Genomic DNA, 18,365 nt, shown 5'->3' on the forward strand with positions numbered 1-18,365 from the left:
TCATTTTAACCTTGAAAAAACAATCTTAAAAATATGATAACCATCTTCATAACTATAAGTTAAATTATAACCATGAAGATTGCAAATATTATTGATAATATAAAGCCCTAATCCCATACCTTCAACTTGAGTATTTTGTTCTCTTACAAAAGGTTTCAAATAATAATCAAAAGTTTTTTTAAGTTGAACCCCTTTATTTCTAACAATTACATAGTCCCCTGAACATATAATCTCACAAGCTTTATCGTCAGAATATTTAATAGCATTATCAATCAAATTTTTAAGCATTAAGGAAAAAAGTTCTAAATCAGCAACAATCATAGTATCTTCTTTGTAAGAAATCTTAACTTTTTGATAAAAATCATCTCTCATGAGATAATCTTCAGCCTGCTCTAAAATTAAGCTCAAATGATAAGTTTGCAAATTTAGTTGGCAATTTCTAGATAAAACTTTTTCAATTTTACCAAATTCATCAATCAATAATTCAAGTCTTTCAAAAATCGCTACTAAGCGGTCTTTTTGCTTTTGATTGTCTAGCATCTCACAAACTATCCTACCTTTTCCAATAGGTGTTTTAAGTTCATGCATAATCATTCTTAAAAAAAATTGTCTTGATTTTACTAATTCTTGTATTTTATTAATAGCATGGTCAAATTCAAAAGAAATTTCTGAAATCTCATCATTAATTTGTGAATATTCGGATAAAGGTTCTATTTTTCCAGCACTAATATTTTTAATTTTCTTTTTTAAAATTTTTAAAGGCATTAAAGATCTTAAAACAGAAAAATATAAAAATATAATCAAAATCAAACTAAAAAAGAAACTTAGTAAAAACAAATACTCTAAACGCGTAGATGCATTTAGCTCATAAAGCTGCTTTAAATTAGCTTGTTCAACATAAAAAAAAATTTGATTATGGTAAATAATAGAAGAAAAACTACCGTAAACAGAATTAACCTTAAGCACCTTTTCACCTTTTGCAACTATATGTTTTGCACTGCGTTCATTTTCAACTATTTTAAAAGACTTAGAAAGAAGATAATCATGAATTGAAAAACCTTCTTTTCTTTCTAAATTATATATAATTTTTTCTACAATTTCTTTTTGTCTATTTTGCTCATTGGTTAAATAAGAATCAACCTGAACCTTACCCAAGAGCACAAACAAAGCACAAACAAACAAAAAAGCCGTTGCAAAAAGAACGGTAATCTTAAGATTAATAGTTACTTTCATCCTATTAATTTATATCCTATCCCTCTAACTGAAAAAATATGCTTTGGTGCCTTCGAACTATCGCCGATCTTAGTTCTAAGCCTACCAATAATTACATCTAAACTTTTAGAATCTTTATCTTTCAAGCTTTTGCAGTGATACACAAGCTGCTCTCTGCTAACTGAAAATCCATGTTGTCTTATCATATAACTTAAAATTTCATATTCAGCAGGAGTTAAAATTAAAACCTCTTCATTGTAACTAATCTCATGTCTTTTTTCATCAATTTTAAAAGCTGAATTAATTATTTTTTCAGGAGTTTCATTTACGCGTTTTGAACGACGGATTAAACTCATAATTCTTGCATGCATTTCTTTAGGATCATAAGGCTTTGGTAAATAATCATCCGCACCTATTTGAAGTCCTACAATTTTATCACTTAAATCGCTTCTAGCTGAAGAAATAATAATAGGAATACTATATTTTTCTCTTATTTCGCGACAAACTTCAAGACCATCAAGTCCAGGTAAAGTTAAATCAAGAATTAAACAATCATAATTTTTTATACCAGCACTCATTCCCAAATACGGATCTTCATAATTAGTAACTTTGATATTAAATTGGGCCAAATATTCTGCTAAAAACTCTGCAAAATCTGGATCATCTTCGATCATTAAAACATTAATCATCTCTACCCCTTATTAGTGAAAATATGTTACAAACTTAATATTATAACACATAATTTAACTATTCATTTATTTTTTTGCTAAAATTATAATATTAATTTTTCAAGAGAGGAAAAAAGTGGAACTTAATTATTATGAAATATTAGAAATTTCTCAAACTTCAGATAAAGAAACTATAAAAAAAGCTTATAGAAAAATGGCATTAAAATATCATCCTGATAGAAATCAAGGAGATAAAGAAGCTGAAGAAAAATTTAAACTTGTCAATGAAGCTTATGAAGTACTTAGCAATGATGAAAAGCGAAGTATATATGATAGATACGGCAAAGAAGGATTAAAAGGACAAACCGGTGGTTTTGGTGGTTTTGGAGATGTTGATTTAGGGGATATATTTTCAAGTTTTTTTGGAGATGGATTTGGTTTTGGAAACTCAACGCGTAAAAAAGAAAGGGGAAATAAATATCCACATGATTTAAAAATAGCGGTAAAGATTAGCTTCAAAGAGGCTGTTTTTGGCTGCAAAAAAGAAATTGATTTTACCTATAAAACATTTTGTAAAATATGCAATGGTAGTGGATCAGAAAATGGAAAAGAAGATATTTGTTCTCATTGTGGAGGAAAAGGACAAGTTGGTGTTAGACAAGGTTTTATGACTTTTGTACAAACTTGTGATCATTGTAAGGGCAGTGGGAAAATAATAAAAAATAAGTGTAAGACATGCCATGGAAATGGTTATGAAGAAATAAAAGATCATATAGAACTTGATATACCAGAAGGTATTGATAGCGGTATGAGTCTTAGAGTGCAAAACAAAGCAAATAAGCTTCCAAATTCTTCTCAAAGAGGTGATTTGTATATCAAAATCGTTGTAGAAGATGATAATAAATTTATTAGACATGATGATGATATATATACCATAGTACCTGTATTTTTTACCCAAGCTGCTCTTGGAAAGACAATTAAAATTTCCACCATAAGAGGAGAAGCTGATCTTAAACTTCCAGTGGGTGCAAAAGATAAACAAAAATTTGAATTAGCTAATGAAGGTGTTAAAAATATTCACAATGGAAAACTTGGTTCACATATTGTACAAATTGAAATAAAATTTCCAAAAACACTTACTGATGAACAAAAAAATCTACTATTGCAACTTGAAAAAAGCTTTGGCTTAGAAAATGAGGAAGCTTTTATAGAACAAGAAAGCTTGTTTGATAAAATCAAATCTTGGTTTAGTCACTAAGGAAGTTTTAAAGCCATCTCCATGGCTTTATAAATTTCTTCTGTTTTTTGACACTCTAAAAATAGCTCAAAAGCAAAAACACCTTGCCATAAAAGCATTTGCGTGCCATCTTTTATTTTTAATCCATTTTCTCGTGCCAACTTTAAAAAAGATGTTTCTCTACTATAAATAACATCAAAAGCATACTTAGCTTTTTGAAAAATATTTTTTAAAATCCTTTCTTCACAAGGTAAACTTTCATCATGTAAACCTGCACTAGTCGTATTTATTATCAAATCAAATTGTGTATTTAAATCAAGTTGATCATATAAAAAACATGGATAATTATTTAAATTTTTAAATCTAACACTAGAGCGATTTGCTATTGCAACTTCAATATTTATAGATTTTAAAGCATGAGCTAAAGCTTTAGCGGTGCCACCAGCACCTAAAATCAAAGCATTTTTAATAGAAAAAAAATTTTCAATTGCTTTTAAAAATCCCAAATAATCTGTATTGCAAGCATAAATTTTACCATCTTTGTTTATTAAAGTATTGGCAGATCCTATTTGCTTAACACTTTCATCACAAAAATCTGCAATTTTATACGCTTCTTCTTTAAAAGGTATAGTAATATTTGCTCCATCAAATTTTTGAACAATTTCTTTTAATTTTGCTTTATTTTTTAAATGGTATCTTGTATATATTGCGTCTTTTTTAAGAACTTGTAAAGCATTATTGTGCATTCTTGGAGATTTAGAATGCACAATAGGATCACCTATAACTGTGAAAATTTTCATTTTACTCTAAAAGTAAAAGCACCTTTTGCGATTTTAGAACGCACCTTTTCCAATTCAGCTTTTAATTCGCTTTCTTTATAAGGCCCAACTAAAACTTTTGTAAGTTCTTTGCCATTTACTGTTGTTTTGTAAATTTTATATTCATATCCATTTTCTTTAAGTATATTTAATTCTTTTGATTTAGGATCAAGACTATTTAAAGAAAAAACTTGAATATAAGCACCTGCAGGAAGTTGTGTTTGAATACTTGTGGTTTTTATACTCTCAAACAATTCATTTGCATTGCTTTGCTCTGGGGTTTTTGGCTTTTCAACAACATTAGTTTTTGATTTTTCAGAAGGTTTTTGAATTGGTTTTTCTATAGATTTTTCTACAGGCTTAATCTCTTCTTGTTTTTCTTCCACCTTAGCTGGTTCTTCTTTTGGTTCTGTTGATGTAATTTGATCTAATACACTATTGCTTGGAATTTCCTGTTTTTCCTCTATGGTATTATTTGCATCAGCCAATGAACTTTCTTCTTTCAGTTTTCTAGCTAAAGCTTCAAATTCATCCTCTTCTTTAGTATTATCTGCAATAGGCAAAGAATTAAAATTATTTTCATAAGAAGCTTGCTCTTGCGGCTCTAATGGCATTTGTAGTGATTTTTCCTCGCCTGGATCATTAATTAACTTCATTGCTATCATTACTACCAAAAACACAATAATTAAAATAATCGATCTGAGTAAAATTTTTTTAAGTTTTTCACTTTTATTGCTTTTTTGCAAGATAATATCATCAAATTCATTTTTGTTGTTTTCTTCCATTTTTCATCCTTTCAAAAATTACATATGTTTAGACCAAGAAGCGCCACGCTCTTTTTGATAAACCTCATAAGGTAAAGTTAAAATATTAAATTCCTTAGGTATATCCATACTAGGAAAAACTTTCCACTCTACAGGCATTTTTTGAGAAAAAAGCAAAGATAATTTTGATCCCAAAGAGCATGCTTCATTAAAAGTAGTATGTCCTTTATGGATATACAAATGCAAATGATTATTAGTTCTTGTTTTATAGGCAGTAAAATTTATAAAACCTTCTTCCCTTAAAACAAGCTGTGCTCTATGCCAAAAACGCTCTGCGTTAAAACCATTGTAATCAAATACAATATTTTCAACCTTATCAAAACTATTAATCAAAGAGTGTGCTACAATAATCTTTTTTTCCATATGTTCTTGTATAACATTAGCTGTCAAAGGAGCATTTACTTTTTCGAATTTATCAAAAAAAATTCTACCTTTATGCTCATATTTGTTAATTATAGCATTACGCTTAATATAATAATGGCTTGTAACCATTTTAATTAAAGCCAAATCCATAGTTGTAATCAAAATAAAGCCCTTTCATAAATAATAAAATTACTTGCCAAATTTTTCAGTTTAACTTTAATCTCTTCTTGTAGCTTTGTATTTTGTATATCATCTAAAATATCAGCTATATAATTTGCAACAATAGCAATTTGCTCCTCTTTAAAACCTCTTGCTGTTAAAGCTGCTGTTCCAAGTCTTAAACCACTCGTTACAAATGGACTTCTAGTTTCCCCTGGAACCGTATTCTTATTTGCTGTAATACCTGCTCTTTCTAAAGCTAAATCCGCATCTTTACCACTAAAATCTTTATTTAAAAAGCTTAATAAAATTAAATGATTATCAGTACCACCGCTAACTAAATCATATTTTCTATCTATTAGAACTTGAGCCAAGGTAGCAGTATTTTTAATGATTTGCTTAGCATAAATTTTCCACTCATCACTTAAGTTATATTTAAATCCAACAGCTTTGGCGGCAATTACATGCATTAATGGACCACCTTGAATACCCGGAAAAATTGCAGAATTGATTTTTTTGGCAATTTCTTCATCGTTACTCATAATAATCCCGCCTCTTGGACCTCTTAAAGTTTTATGTGTTGTAGAGCTTACAACATGAGCATAGGGAAACGGGCTAGGATGCTCACCTGCTACAACCAATCCTGCAATATGCGCAACATCAGCAAATAAATATGCGCCAACCTCATCTGCTATTTCTCTAAATTTAGCAAAATCAATCACTCTAGGATAAGCACTAGCACCACAAACAATAAGTTTTGGCTTAACTTCTTTTGCTATCTCTCTAACTTTATCATAATTAATTCTCCCATCAAGCTCTACCCCATAAAAAAAACTTTCATAAACTTTTCCAGAAGAACTTACTTTAGAACCGTGAGTTAAATGTCCTCCGTGACTTAAATCCATACCCAAAATTCTATCACCAGGATTTAACAATGCCATGTATACACCTTGATTTGCTTGAGAACCTGAATTAGGCTGTACATTGGCAAAATTACAATTAAAAAGTTTTTTACATCTTTCTATAGCAATTGTCTCAATTTCATCAACAAATTCGCATCCACCATAATATCTTTTACCAGGATAGCCTTCTGCATATTTATTTGTTAAAATACTCCCCATTACTTCCATTACTTCTGGTATAGTGAAATTCTCACTCGCTATCATTTCAAGACCATCACATTGTCTTGCTAGCTCCTTTTGGGTTAAATCAAAAATTTCTTTATCAAAATTTTCCAACATTTACTCTCCTTTTACCTCATTTTTAAGTGGCCTCATAGCTGGGAAAAGCACTACATCACGAATTGATTTTTTATTAATTAAAAGCATAACTAGCCTATCTATTCCTATACCTTGACCTGCAGTTGGTGCCATAGCATAGCCCAATGCATTAACAAAATCTTCATCCATTTCACATGCTTCCTCATCACCTGCATTTTTAGCTTCAATTTGCTTTAAGAATCTCTCATATTGATCTAGCGGATCATTAAGCTCATTAAATCCATTAGCAATCTCTCTACCCGCGATAAACAATTCAAATCTTTCAGCAATATCCTTATCCTTGTCACTCCTTCTAGACAAAGGACTTATAGAAACAGGAAAATCTATTACAAAAGTGGGATTAATCAACTTATCTTCAACATAATTATCAAAAAGTTCAGCTTGCAAATGACCTAATTCTAATTTTTCGTTGGCTTCAAAACCATCTTTTTTTAATTTTTCTAAAATTAATTCTTTATTATTAATAAGCTCATCATCTAAACCGCCATATTTTTTCAAAGCATCTTTATAAGTAATTCTTTCAAATGGTTTAGAAAAATCAATTATTTTTTCATCAAATTCGAGCTTTTTACCTAAATTTAATTTATCCAAAAGCATAGCAAAAAGCTCTTCTGTTAAGTCCATTAAATCATGATAATTGTGATAAGCCCAATAAAACTCGATTGTAGTAAATTCAGGATTATGTGTTAAATCCATTCCTTCATTTCTAAAACATCTATTAATCTCATAAACTGCCTCAAAACCACCTACAATCAAACGCTTTAGATATAATTCTGGAGCAATTCTTAAAAATCTTTCCACACCTAAAGCATTATGATAAGTCACAAAAGGCTTTGCATTTGCTCCTCCTGCAATAGGATGCATCATTGGTGTTTCAACCTCTAAAAATCCTTTATTATCAAAAAAAGATCTAATGTAAGAAACAATTTTAGAACGCAAAATAAAATCTTTTCTTACTTCACTATTCATAATCATATCAAGATATCTTTTTCTATATCTTTGCTCAATATCTGTTAGTCCATGATATTTTTCCGGTAAAGGCACTATGGCTTTTGTAGCTATTTGAATTTGCTCTACATGAAGACTAAATTCTCCTGTTTTAGTCATAAAAGGAAAACCTTTAACCAAAACAATATCTCCTACTTCAAGATATTTTTTTAAAATAGCAAAATATTCTTCTCCTAAAATATTTTGATTAAAATAAATTTGAATATTATCTTGCTCATCTTCTATATTAGCAAATACCGATTTACCAGCTATTCTAAGAAGTTTTAATCTTCCTGCTAACACTCCGTATACTTTTTCATCACGCTGATTTTCCGTATCTTTAATGTATGCAAATTTATTTTTATATTCAACTATACTCATTTCTTTTTTCAAAAAATGTGGGTATGGATTAATTCCTAGCTTTTTTAATTCTTGCGCTTTTTGAATTTTTTGTTGTTCTAAAATATTATCAAACATTAATTTTACCTTTATTTTTTACTACATTGTGGACATAAGCCATAAAGTTGCATTAAATGTCCTGTTAATTTAAAATTATATTCTTTTGCTATTAACATTTGTTGCTGCTCAATAATAGAATTTTCAAATTCAACTATTTCTCCACAACTTTTACAAATTAAATGATCATGATGGGGTTTATTTGCGAGTTCAAATTTCTTCCCTGAAGCTCCAAAAGATATAGAAGTAGCCATACCTGATTCTTCTAATAAATTTAAAGTTCTATAAACTGTAGCGATTCCTACATTTAATTCAGGATTTTTTTGCTTGATTTCCACATACAAACTTTCTGGGGTATAATGCATATCACTATTATATAAAGTTTTCAAAAGCACTTCTCTTTGTTTGGTATATTTTAAGCCATTATCCTTAAGTGTCTTCTTAAAGCGCTCAAGTAAAACATCATATTCTATATTTTCAATTTGCATTATTTACCTCCGAATTTAGACTTATATTAGAATCTTTAATTCTTTCTTCTATTTTTTCTAAACTATTTTGAGTAAAATCAGTATTCATTATAAATTCACCTGTTTTTCTAAGTAAATTTAAAGTATGACTATTGTTTGCATATTTTTCTAAACTTGAATTTAAAAATTCTATATTATTAATACAAGCAACTAAAATTGCAAAAATTAAAAATATTTTAGCACTTCCAAATAAAAATCCACCTATACGATCTATAAAACCAAGACCACTCATGCTAAACATTTTTGATAATATATTTCCCAAGGCCACACATGCTATCCATATCACGATTAACAAAACTAAAAAACCTGCAAAAATAGCAAGATTTTCATTTTCAATTGCATAAAAATTATTATTGATAATCTCTGCTACCTCTTTAGCATATCTTGAAGCAAGTAAAACCCCACCAACTATACCCAATAAACCAAAAATTTCTTTAAATAAGCCACTCACCAAGCCTTTTAAGCCTAAAATTACAGTCAAACCTAAAACAAAAACATCAAACCACGAAAAATTTTCCATCTACGCTAAACTCCAAATATTTTATTCAATTATTTTAGGGACTATAAAAAATCCATCTTGAGAATTTGGAGCATGCTTGCTTATCGTATCTATCACATCAGATTTTTTACTCTCATCATTTCTCAATAAGGTTCCACCATTTGTTGTGCTAGTCATGGCTTCTATATCATCAAGTTTTAATTCATCTAATTTTTCTACAAAATTAACAATTTGACTTAATTGTTCTTCTAATTCTTGTCTTTTTTCATCTGCTATTTTTAGAGCACTTAGCTTTTCAAGTTTAGTTAATAATTTATCATCAATTTGCATCATTTACCTTAATTTTAATTTTATAAAACTCTTTGGTTTAGATTGAAAATTATAACATAAAATAATTTATTTTTTCATTTTTATATGTTACAATTATAGACTTTAAAATTACAAAATAACATTTTTTATATTAATAAAGGAAAAATATGGCTTTAAAAGAAAATTTGAAAGCAGTAAAAGAAGAATTAAGCTCTCAAGAGCAAATGATGGAAAATTTTATCAAATCAGAACGCTTTATAAGAAAATACAAATATTATTTTATTGCTCTTATTGCTCTTTTAGTTCTTTATTTTAGTGGAAGTTATATTTATAATATAAAACAAGAAAAAAATATCCAAGAAAGTAATATCATTTTTAATAATCTGTTAAAAAATCCTTCAGATCAAAAATTAATTGAGGAATTAAAGCAAAAAAATGCAAATTTATACACCATATATATTATGGGTCAAAATAATCAAGATCTTAATCAAACCTTGAGTCTTAATATAGATCCTTTGTTAAAACAAATAGTGCTTGCCCAAAATAATCAAAAATCAGATTTTCTAAAAGATTATAATACTCTATTAATAGGTTTTGAATTTTTAAAACAAAATGATTTTAAAAACGCAGATGTTGAATTTAATAAAATACCTATAAATTCTCCTTTATGGCAAATCATCACAAGCTTAAAACACTATCAAGGAATAAAATGAAGCATTTTTATTTATTTATTATTACTTTAATATTTTTTAGTGCTTGTGGCACTAAAAGGGAATACTATCAACCAACACAACTAGAACAACTTCCTTATAATTCTAAAAATATTAATGGAAAAATAGTTAATTTTAACAACAACATTGCTCAGCTAAATAATAATACTTTCATAGACAATAAAGGAAATATTACTGCTTTAAAAATAAATAAAAACTATAATATTTTAAATATCCGTCAAGAAGAAATTCTTATAGCCGATAATGATGGGAATTTTAAAATTTTAAATTTACAAGGTGAAGAATTATTTTCTCATAAATTTAACGAAAGTGTAGTAAGTGCTAATGTAGATGGGGATGATATAGCTTTGATTTTAGCAAGTAATACTTTAGTGTATGCTAATAAAAATCTTGGTATAAGAATGCTACAAAATTTAGGCACTGCTTATGCTCAAGATAGTCGCTATGCTAATCCTTATTTTTTAAATACCATTATCATATACCCTATGCTTAATGGAAAATTAGCCATACTTAACAAAAGTACACTAAAAGTTAGTAAAGAAATTTTAGTAAGTAGTGAAGAATTTTTTAATAATATCATCTATCTTCATGTTAAAAACGATACAATGGTTGCCGCAACAGCACAAAAAATCATCGTTGTAACACCAAATAGAACTTTATACTTAAACGAAAACATTAAAGAAGTAAATATTAACGATAAAGAAATTTTTATATTAACAAAAGATGGAAGAGTTATCAAAAATGATTATAATCTTAGAAAAATTGATGAAATAAAATTTCAATTTGCTTTATTTTCCAAAAGCACATTATATAATGATTCTTTGTATATATTTGAAAAAACTGGCTATTTAATTAAATTAAATACAAATCTGAAAGATTTTACCGTATATAAATTAAATGAAGCTATTGATAAAAAAAGTTTTATGGCTAATGGTAAATTTTTCTACCACAATAAAGTTTTACAATTAAATTAAGATGAATCAAGAACTAAGCGATATTCTTATTAAACATGGAATTATTTTAAAAAATATTAATTCTTTAGATATCCATGCTTTTAGCAAAAAGAAAAAACTAATTTGCTTTTATGGAGAAAATACAAAAAAACAATATTGTTTATTTTTATTTTCTTTTGCAAAAAGTAAGATTTTAAAAAAAGATGGTTTAGAATTTGAAAATATTTTTCAAAACATAAGTCAAATTTTAAATTTAAAATTTAAAAATCATTTTATTTTTCATCAATCTCTAATTTGCTCAAAAGCAAAAGAATATTTATTCACCAAAGGAATTCAAAATTATGCTTTTGTGTGATATTGGCAATACAACTGCAAGTTTTTTAAATGAGCAAAAATTTCATTCTATGAGCATAGAGCAATTTTTACAGTATGAGCCGACACAAAAAGTGTTTTACATCAATGTTAATCCAAATTTAGAGCAAAGATTAAAGCAAAATCCTTTATTTATTAACCTTGCTCCATATTTTAATTTTGATACTATTTATAAGAATTTAGGAGTTGATAGAATAGCAGCTTGCTATACCATAGAAGATGGGGTAGTAGTTGATGCAGGCTCTGCAATAACTGTTGATATTGTTTCAAATTCAATCCATCTTGGAGGATTTATCCTGCCTGGTATTGAAAGCTATAAAAAATCTTTTGCCAGTATTTCTTCTCGCTTAAAACACGAACTTAACACTCAAATAAACTTTGATGCCTTTCCCCAAAGAACTATTGATGCTTTAAGTTATGGAGTTTTTAAAAGTATATATTTACTTATAAAAGATAGTGCATATGATAAAAAATTATATTTCACAGGTGGCGATGGGCAATTTCTTGCAAATTTTTTTGATTATGCAATTTATGATAAATTTTTGATTTTTAGAGGTATGAAAAAAGCTGTTTGTGAAAATTTTATACTTTAAAAGATTAACCATATCTTTGGCTTTTCAATTATAAGCTTTATTTAAACTCAAAACAACTATATTTTGATATTATTAGCAAAATCAAACATACACAAAAGGAATTGATGATAATGGATCGAAAACACTTTGATGCCGTGGTAATTGGCGGTGGGATTTCTGGTGCTGCAGCATTTTACGAATTAGCAAGATATACTGATATTAAAAGTATTGCATTATTAGAAAAATATAATAACGCTGCAACATTAAATAGTCACAGCACAAGTAATTCACAAACCATCCACTGCGGTGATATAGAAACTAACTATACCTTGGAAAAAGCAAAAAAAGTTAAAAAAACAGCAGATATGATTGTAAAATATGGGCTCTTGCAAAATGCACAAAATAAATTCATGTATTCACACCAAAAACTTGCACTTGCAGTTGGGGAAAAAGAATGTGAATATATGAAAAATAGATATGAAGAATTTAAAGAATTATATCCTTATATTAAATTTTACACAAAAAATGAAATCAAACAAATAGAACCAAATGTTGTTTTAGGTGAAGATGGTGTCAATGATAGGGCGGATAATATAGTAGCTATGGGTGTAGAAGAAAGTGAAATTTATACCACAGTAGATTTTGGACTTATGAGTCAAAATCTCATAGAGCAAGCTTGCAAACAAGGTAAAGATACTCATGTTGCTTACAATCAAGAAGTTGTGTTTATAGAAAAAAAAGATGATATTTTTTATATAAAAACAAGAGATTTTAAAGAATATAGTGCAAAATCCATTATCGTCAATGCAGGCGCACACTCGTTATTTTTAGCACATAAAATGGGTATAGGTTTAGACAAATCTTGCTTTCCTGTTGCAGGAAGTTTTTACATGGCAAAAAGAAAAATTTTAAATGGTAAGGTTTATATGGTGCAAAATCCAAAACTCCCATTTGCTGCATTACATGGCGATCCTGATTTACTAACTAACATGAACACCCGTTTTGGTCCTACTGCTTTAGTTATTCCTATGCTAGAAAGATACCATGGCTTTAAATCTTTACCTGAATTTTTTAAAACACTTAATCTTGATATGAATGTAATTAAAATTTGTTTTAATCTTTTTAAAGATTCTACTATTAGAAATTATATTCTTTATAATTATTTATTTGAAATTCCTTATATCAACAAAAAACTTTTTGTAAAAGATGCTAAAAAAATAGTTCCTAGTTTAAAAACAGATGATATTTACTATGCTAAAAATTTTGGAGGAGTGCGACCTCAAGTGCTTGATAAAAAAGCAGGAGAATTAATGCTTGGAGAGGCTAGCATCACTGAAATTCCGGGTATAATTTTTAATATGACACCAAGCCCAGGTGCTACGAGTTGTCTTGGTAATGGTTATAGAGATGCAAAACTTATTTGTCAATACTTGGGTGCTAATTTTAATGAAGATTTATTTACTAGCGAACTGCTATAAAAAGGATAGGAAATGTTAAAAAAAACAAAAATAGTCGCAACAATTGGACCAGCAAGTGAAAATGAAACTACAATAAGACAAATGATTATTAATGGAGTGAATGTTTTTCGCTTAAATTTCTCACATGGAACTCATGAATATCATAGTCAAAACCTAGCCACCATTAGAAAAGTAGCAGCTGAACTTAATGCAAGGATTGGAATTTTACAAGATATTAGCGGGCCAAAAATTAGAACCTTAAAAATTCCAGAAGCTTTTGAGTTAAAAAGTGGAGATAGACTAGACTTCTACAAAGATACTTTTGAAGGCGAAAAACTTTCTAATGAACATTATAAAGTCTGTATTAATCATCCTGAAATTCTTTCTATGCTAAAAGTGGGAGAATACATCTATCTTTGTGATGGCTCTATTAAAACTAAAGTTATACAAGTTGAAAAAGATTTTATCCAAACCCAAGTAGAAAATAACGGGGTGCTTAGTTCAAATAAAGGAATTAATTTTCCAAATACAAAAATCAATATCGATGTTATAACTCAAAAAGATAAAGACGATCTTGCATGGGGCATTAAAAACGATGTTGATTTTTTAGCTATATCTTTTGTGCAAAATGCTCATGATATTGATGAAGTTAAAAAAATACTTGATGAAAATAATGCCAAAATTGCTATTTTTGCAAAAATAGAAAAATTTGATGCTGTTGAAAATATCGATGAAATTATAAATAGCAGCGATGGTATAATGGTAGCAAGAGGAGATTTAGGCATTGAAGTGCCTTATTATAGAGTGCCAAATATACAAAAACTCATCATTAAAAAAGCTAATGAAGCCAATAAACCTGTAATCACTGCCACTCAAATGCTTTTTTCGCTTGCAAAATCCAAAACTGCCACAAGAGCTGAAATTTCAGATGTTGCTAATGCTGTACTTGATGGCACTGATGCGGTTATGCTTAGCGAAGAAAGTGCAGTGGGGATTGATCCGGCAAATGCGGTTGATATTATGACTCAAACCATTATAGAAACAGAAAAAAACTATCCTTATGAAAAATTTGAAAATTTTAAATGTTTTAACGAAACTGATATCATTGCCAAATCAAGCACACAACTAGCTACTGATTTAAATGCAAATGCAATTTTTACCATTACAAGCAGTGGCGCTTCTGCAGTTAAAACAGCAAGGTATCGTCCAAAAATGGATATCATAGCTATTACTCATTCCAAAAAAGCTTTAAATTTTTTAAGTATAGTCTGGGGAGTTCAACCTGCTATATTGATAGAAAAGCATGAAAATTTAACAGAACTTTTAAGCAATTCTGTAAAACTTGGAGTTGAAAAAGGCCTTATGAAAAAAGATGGGGTTTACACTCTTACTGCAGGATTTCCAGTAGGTGTTGCAGGAAGTACAAATTTAATTAGAATTTTACAAAAAGATCAAATTGAATATTATTTAAGTTTGGGAAAATAACCCAAACTTAATATTCTTCTTCTATTAGATCACATAAGCAGTGTATGATTAAAATATGCATTTCTTGAATTCTAGCCGTATCATCGCTTGGGATGATTATATTATGCTCACATAATGCATTCATCGTTCCACCACCTTTTCCACTAAGCCCTATACATTTAGTGCCAATTTCTTTGGCCTTTTCAAAAGCTTTGATCACATTTGGGCTTTTTCCACTAGTAGAAATTCCAATCAATACATCATTATTGCTAGCTAAAGCTTCAACTTGTCTTGAAAAAACAAATTCAAAACCATAGTCATTTCCTATAGCACTTAAAGCAGAAGTATCAGTGCTTAGAGCAATAGCAGCTAAAGCCTTTCTTTCTTTTTTATATCTTCCACTAAGTTCAGCTGCAAAATGTTGGCTATCTGCAGCACTTCCGCCATTTCCACAAATTAAAATTTTCCCACCACTTTTCAAGCACACTTTTAATTCTTGAGCAACCGTAGCAATTTGCTCTTTTAAATTCAAACTTTGCTCTAAAGTTTTTTGATGTTGAATAAATTCCTTTTCAATTTTATTTATCATTTGCAATCCTATTAATTATATTAGTAGTACTAAATCCATCTTCAAAGTCAATTAATTCTACTTTTTTTACTAAATTTGAACCCACTATTTCTTTGCCTTTATAATCAGCTCCTTTAACTAGCACATCAGGCTTTAAAAACTCTATCAGTTCATAAGGAGTATCATCATTAAAAATCACTACATAATCTACAAAATACATACTCGCAAGCATACATGCGCGTTGGAATTCTAAATTTATAGGTCTTGAGTTTCCTTTTAGTCTTTTTATGCTTTCATCTGAATTTAAACCTACAACTAAGATATCTCCTAGTTTTTTAGCTTTTTCAAGGTATTTTATATGACCATAATGCACAATATCAAAACATCCATTGGTAAAAACTACTTTTTGATTTTGTATCAACTTCACAAGCTCTTCTTTGCTTTTAATTTTATCTTCAAAAGAAGCTTTTTTTAGATTTTTAATCTCTTCTAAACTTACACTCACACTTCCTACTTTTGCTACCACAACAGCTGCTGCATCATTTGCTAACTCACATGCTTTTACAATATCAACTTTTAAGGCTAAAGCATAAGCAAGCATAGCTATAACACTATCTCCAGCTCCTGTTACATCATAAACTTCCAAAGCTTTTGCGGGAATAATATGTAATTTCTCATCAAAAAGTGCTATTCCTTCTTCAGATAAAGTTATAATAGAATAAGCTAAATTTAAATCATCTTTTAATTTTTTCAAAGCTTTTTCTAAATTATCAATTTTTTCTACACCCAAAGCTTGATTAGCTTCTTTTTTATTTGGAGTTAGCAAGGTTGCATTTTGATATTTGCTAAAATCACTTCCTTTTGGATCAATCAAAATAGGTAAATTTAAAGTATTTGCATGCTCTATCAAAGCTTTTGTTACTTTTGAAGTTAAAACTCCTTTAGCATAATCACTCAAAATAATCGCGTCATAATCTTTTGCGATTTTTTTATACTCTTGAATAATTTCATCTTCTAATTTAGTATCAAAATCATTCTCATCATCAAGTCTTAAAACTTGCTGAGAATGTGATAAAACTCTACTCTTAAGAGGGGTTTTTCTATCTTTTTCTACTAATAATTTTGCATTTAAATTCTCTTTTAAAAACCTCCCACTCTCATCATCACCCACAAGTCCTAGAGCAAAAACCTCAGCACCAAGACTTTTTAAATTTGCATATACATTACCAGCTCCACCTAGTCTTTTATCTTCTTTTTGTGATTTCATCACCATTACAGGAGCTTCTGGAGAAATTCTAGTGCAATCACACCATATATAATGATCCACCATAAAATCCCCAACAACTAAAATTTTTGGCTTTTTAGAACTTAAAAAATCAAACATTTACTTCCTTTTCATAAAGCCTTTTGATCTCATCTAAATAATCTTTTACACCCTCTTCAAGACTAAATTTAGCTTTATATGAAAAACTCTCATCTAATTTTGCTTGAGTATGGAATTGATAAGAATTTTTGTAAGGATTAGGAATATACTCACAAGGATAATTAGTGTTTAATTCTTTTTGCAAAATATCTACTATATCTTGAAAAGTTCTTGCTTTACCTGTAGCTACATTATAAATTCCACTTTTTGCTTCTAAAGCTTGTAAATTTGCACTCACAACATCTTTAATATACACAAAATCACGATAAATTTGATCACTTCCTTCAAACAAACGCGGACTTTTACCCGCTAAAATTTGATGTCCAAATTGCAAAATCATAGAAGCAGTGCTATTTTTAAAAAATTCTCCCTTGCCATATACATTAAAATATCTAAGCCCAACTATATGCATTTTATCAAAATATTTTTTTGCTAATTTATCCATCATTAATTTTGAATATGCATAAGGGTTTTTAGGGGCTTCACTTAAATTTACAGTTTGCGGGCTTGGAGCATCTCCATAAACTGAGGCTGAACTTGCATAGATTAATTTCGCATTAAGTTCCAAAGCAAGTTCTATAAAATCTTTAAAAGTGTTTAAATTGGTCTTTAAAACTTTGTTTTGATCATAAACAGTTGTATCTGAAATTGCAGCCTTATGAAAGATCACATCAGGTTTAAAAGCTTTTATAACTTTTAAAGTTTTTTCATCATTAATATCGCCCACATAAAGCTCACCTTCAAAATCTAAAATATTCTTAAAATGACCAAAACTTTCTAAATTTCCATTTTCAAAAGTAGCACTTGATCGCATTTTATCCACAATCAAAACCTCATGTTTATCCTGAAGTTCTAGAGCAAGAGCAGAGCCTATAAAACCTGCTCCACCTGTTATCACAATTTTCATTTCCTATCCTTTAAATAATACAAAAGTTCTTTTAAATTTTTAAAGACCTTATAGTTTTTATTATCATTATAATTTTCATTAATCAAAAATAGATTTTTTATACCAGCATTGATTCCAGCTTGCATATCACTTAAATTATCCCCTATAAAAAAAGATTGTGAAAAATCTATATAAAATTCTTTTTGTGCTTTTAAAAGCATGCCAGGTCTTGGCTTACGACATTCACAATTTTCTAAATGTGGGCAGTGATAAATTTTTTCTATTTTAATGCCTTTTTTCAAAAACTCACCTAGCATATACGAGCTTAAAATTTCAAAATCTTTTTCACTATAATAAGCCCTTGCAATACCTGATTGATTAGTAGCTACAAAAATTAAAAAATTTTGCTTTTGAAAAAATTCACAAAGTTCAAAAATACCATCACAAAATTCAAAATCACTAATCTTATGAACATATTTTTTATCTATATTTATAATTCCATCTCTATCTAAAAATAACGCCTTTGTTTTCATGAAAAAATTATAATGAATTTTTTTTAAGATTTTATAATTTATCAAGTAAAAAAGTTTTTTAAGCGAC

Annotated in this window: 21 protein-coding genes; 7 read left to right on the forward strand and 14 right to left on the reverse strand. The window is 28.7% G+C overall.

All coding sequences use genetic code 11. The annotated features are described in order from the left end of the window. Together CAMP5063_RS05830 and CAMP5063_RS05835 are read right to left on the reverse strand one after the other, a co-directional pair. Complete coding sequence (locus CAMP5063_RS05830) at positions 1-1,233, reverse strand: ArsS family sensor histidine kinase (RefSeq protein WP_263737745.1); 1,233 nt, start codon at positions 1,231-1,233, stop codon at positions 1-3. Next, positions 1,230-1,901 (reverse strand): response regulator transcription factor, encoded by a 672-nt coding sequence (locus CAMP5063_RS05835; protein ID WP_066006696.1) that lies wholly within the window; start codon positions 1,899-1,901, stop codon positions 1,230-1,232. The genes CAMP5063_RS05830 and CAMP5063_RS05835 overlap by 4 nt, the downstream gene beginning before the upstream one ends. 115 nt (positions 1,902-2,016) lie before the next feature. On the opposite strand from CAMP5063_RS05835, the gene dnaJ reads away from it, so the two are divergent. Further along, positions 2,017-3,138: a molecular chaperone DnaJ gene (dnaJ, locus tag CAMP5063_RS05840; protein WP_263661661.1), complete on the forward strand. Its 1,122-nt coding sequence runs from the start codon at positions 2,017-2,019 to the stop codon at positions 3,136-3,138. Here dnaJ and CAMP5063_RS05845 read toward each other — a convergent pair. The 8 genes from CAMP5063_RS05845 to gatC are packed head-to-tail and all read right to left on the reverse strand — an operon-like array spanning position 3,135 to position 9,360. Next, positions 3,135-3,917, reverse strand: a complete 783-nt coding sequence (locus CAMP5063_RS05845) for a shikimate dehydrogenase (protein WP_263737746.1) — start codon at positions 3,915-3,917, stop codon at positions 3,135-3,137. The two genes, dnaJ and CAMP5063_RS05845, sit on opposite strands and share 4 nt — an antisense overlap. Next, entirely contained in the window at positions 3,914-4,720 is an 807-nt protein-coding gene (locus CAMP5063_RS05850) for an SPOR domain-containing protein (RefSeq protein ID WP_337194985.1), read from the reverse strand. Before CAMP5063_RS05850 ends, CAMP5063_RS05845 begins: the two co-directional genes overlap by 4 nt. A gap of 18 nt (positions 4,721-4,738) precedes the next feature. Beyond that, positions 4,739-5,284, reverse strand: a complete 546-nt coding sequence (locus tag CAMP5063_RS05855) for a DUF1882 domain-containing protein (RefSeq protein ID WP_133319866.1) — start codon at positions 5,282-5,284, stop codon at positions 4,739-4,741. Beyond that, complete coding sequence (locus CAMP5063_RS05860) at positions 5,281-6,522, reverse strand: serine hydroxymethyltransferase (protein ID WP_133319865.1); 1,242 nt, start codon at positions 6,520-6,522, stop codon at positions 5,281-5,283. The genes CAMP5063_RS05855 and CAMP5063_RS05860 overlap by 4 nt, the downstream gene beginning before the upstream one ends. Then, a complete protein-coding gene (gene lysS, locus CAMP5063_RS05865) occupies positions 6,523-8,025 on the reverse strand; it encodes a lysine--tRNA ligase (RefSeq protein ID WP_337194986.1) in 1,503 nt (500 codons plus the stop codon). Between the two features lie 11 nt (positions 8,026-8,036). Then, positions 8,037-8,492 (reverse strand): Fur family transcriptional regulator, encoded by a 456-nt coding sequence (locus CAMP5063_RS05870; protein WP_043019516.1) that lies wholly within the window; start codon positions 8,490-8,492, stop codon positions 8,037-8,039. Continuing rightward, positions 8,482-9,051, reverse strand: a complete 570-nt coding sequence (locus CAMP5063_RS05875; protein ID WP_263661665.1) for a CvpA family protein — start codon at positions 9,049-9,051, stop codon at positions 8,482-8,484. Before CAMP5063_RS05875 ends, CAMP5063_RS05870 begins: the two co-directional genes overlap by 11 nt. Positions 9,052-9,072: 21 nt before the next feature. Then, positions 9,073-9,360 (reverse strand): Asp-tRNA(Asn)/Glu-tRNA(Gln) amidotransferase subunit GatC, encoded by a 288-nt coding sequence (gene gatC / locus CAMP5063_RS05880; RefSeq protein WP_133319862.1) that lies wholly within the window; start codon positions 9,358-9,360, stop codon positions 9,073-9,075. Between the two features lie 146 nt (positions 9,361-9,506). On the opposite strand from gatC, the gene CAMP5063_RS05885 reads away from it, so the two are divergent. From CAMP5063_RS05885 to pyk, 6 genes are all read left to right on the forward strand, one after another. Continuing rightward, complete coding sequence (locus CAMP5063_RS05885; protein WP_133319861.1) at positions 9,507-10,052, forward strand: hypothetical protein; 546 nt, start codon at positions 9,507-9,509, stop codon at positions 10,050-10,052. Next, positions 10,049-11,044, forward strand: coding sequence for a hypothetical protein (locus CAMP5063_RS05890; RefSeq protein ID WP_337194987.1), 996 nt, complete (start codon positions 10,049-10,051; stop codon positions 11,042-11,044). The genes CAMP5063_RS05885 and CAMP5063_RS05890 overlap by 4 nt, the downstream gene beginning before the upstream one ends. 1 nt (position 11,045) lies before the next feature. Next, positions 11,046-11,378, forward strand: coding sequence for a hypothetical protein (locus CAMP5063_RS05895; RefSeq protein WP_263660759.1), 333 nt, complete (start codon positions 11,046-11,048; stop codon positions 11,376-11,378). Beyond that, positions 11,365-11,988: a type III pantothenate kinase gene (locus CAMP5063_RS05900; RefSeq protein ID WP_133319858.1), complete on the forward strand. Its 624-nt coding sequence runs from the start codon at positions 11,365-11,367 to the stop codon at positions 11,986-11,988. Before CAMP5063_RS05895 ends, CAMP5063_RS05900 begins: the two co-directional genes overlap by 14 nt. 110 nt (positions 11,989-12,098) lie before the next feature. Continuing rightward, a complete protein-coding gene (locus CAMP5063_RS05905; protein ID WP_337194988.1) occupies positions 12,099-13,445 on the forward strand; it encodes an FAD-dependent oxidoreductase in 1,347 nt (448 codons plus the stop codon). 12 nt (positions 13,446-13,457) lie between these two features. Beyond that, on the forward strand, positions 13,458-14,909 hold the full coding sequence (gene pyk, locus CAMP5063_RS05910; protein ID WP_263666818.1) for a pyruvate kinase: 1,452 nt from the start codon (positions 13,458-13,460) through the stop codon (positions 14,907-14,909). A gap of 7 nt (positions 14,910-14,916) precedes the next feature. Here the strand turns inward: pyk and gmhA are convergent, their stop codons facing one another. The 4 genes from gmhA to CAMP5063_RS05930 are packed head-to-tail and all read right to left on the reverse strand — an operon-like array spanning position 14,917 to position 18,298. Continuing rightward, positions 14,917-15,477, reverse strand: a complete 561-nt coding sequence (gene gmhA, locus CAMP5063_RS05915; RefSeq protein WP_263673264.1) for a D-sedoheptulose 7-phosphate isomerase — start codon at positions 15,475-15,477, stop codon at positions 14,917-14,919. Continuing rightward, positions 15,467-16,840 (reverse strand): D-glycero-beta-D-manno-heptose-7-phosphate kinase, encoded by a 1,374-nt coding sequence (gene rfaE1, locus CAMP5063_RS05920; RefSeq protein ID WP_337194989.1) that lies wholly within the window; start codon positions 16,838-16,840, stop codon positions 15,467-15,469. Before rfaE1 ends, gmhA begins: the two co-directional genes overlap by 11 nt. Continuing rightward, positions 16,833-17,786 carry an ADP-glyceromanno-heptose 6-epimerase gene (gene rfaD, locus CAMP5063_RS05925; protein ID WP_263737750.1) on the reverse strand — a complete coding sequence of 318 codons (954 nt, stop codon included), beginning with the start codon at positions 17,784-17,786 and terminating at the stop codon, positions 16,833-16,835. The genes rfaE1 and rfaD overlap by 8 nt, the downstream gene beginning before the upstream one ends. Continuing rightward, a complete protein-coding gene (locus CAMP5063_RS05930; RefSeq protein WP_263737751.1) occupies positions 17,783-18,298 on the reverse strand; it encodes a D-glycero-alpha-D-manno-heptose-1,7-bisphosphate 7-phosphatase in 516 nt (171 codons plus the stop codon). Before CAMP5063_RS05930 ends, rfaD begins: the two co-directional genes overlap by 4 nt. Between the last annotated feature and the right edge of the window lie 67 nt (positions 18,299-18,365).

It is taken from the genome of Campylobacter sp. RM5063, from assembly GCF_024723655.1.
Lineage (GTDB): Bacteria > Campylobacterota > Campylobacteria > Campylobacterales > Campylobacteraceae > Campylobacter_D > Campylobacter_D lari_D.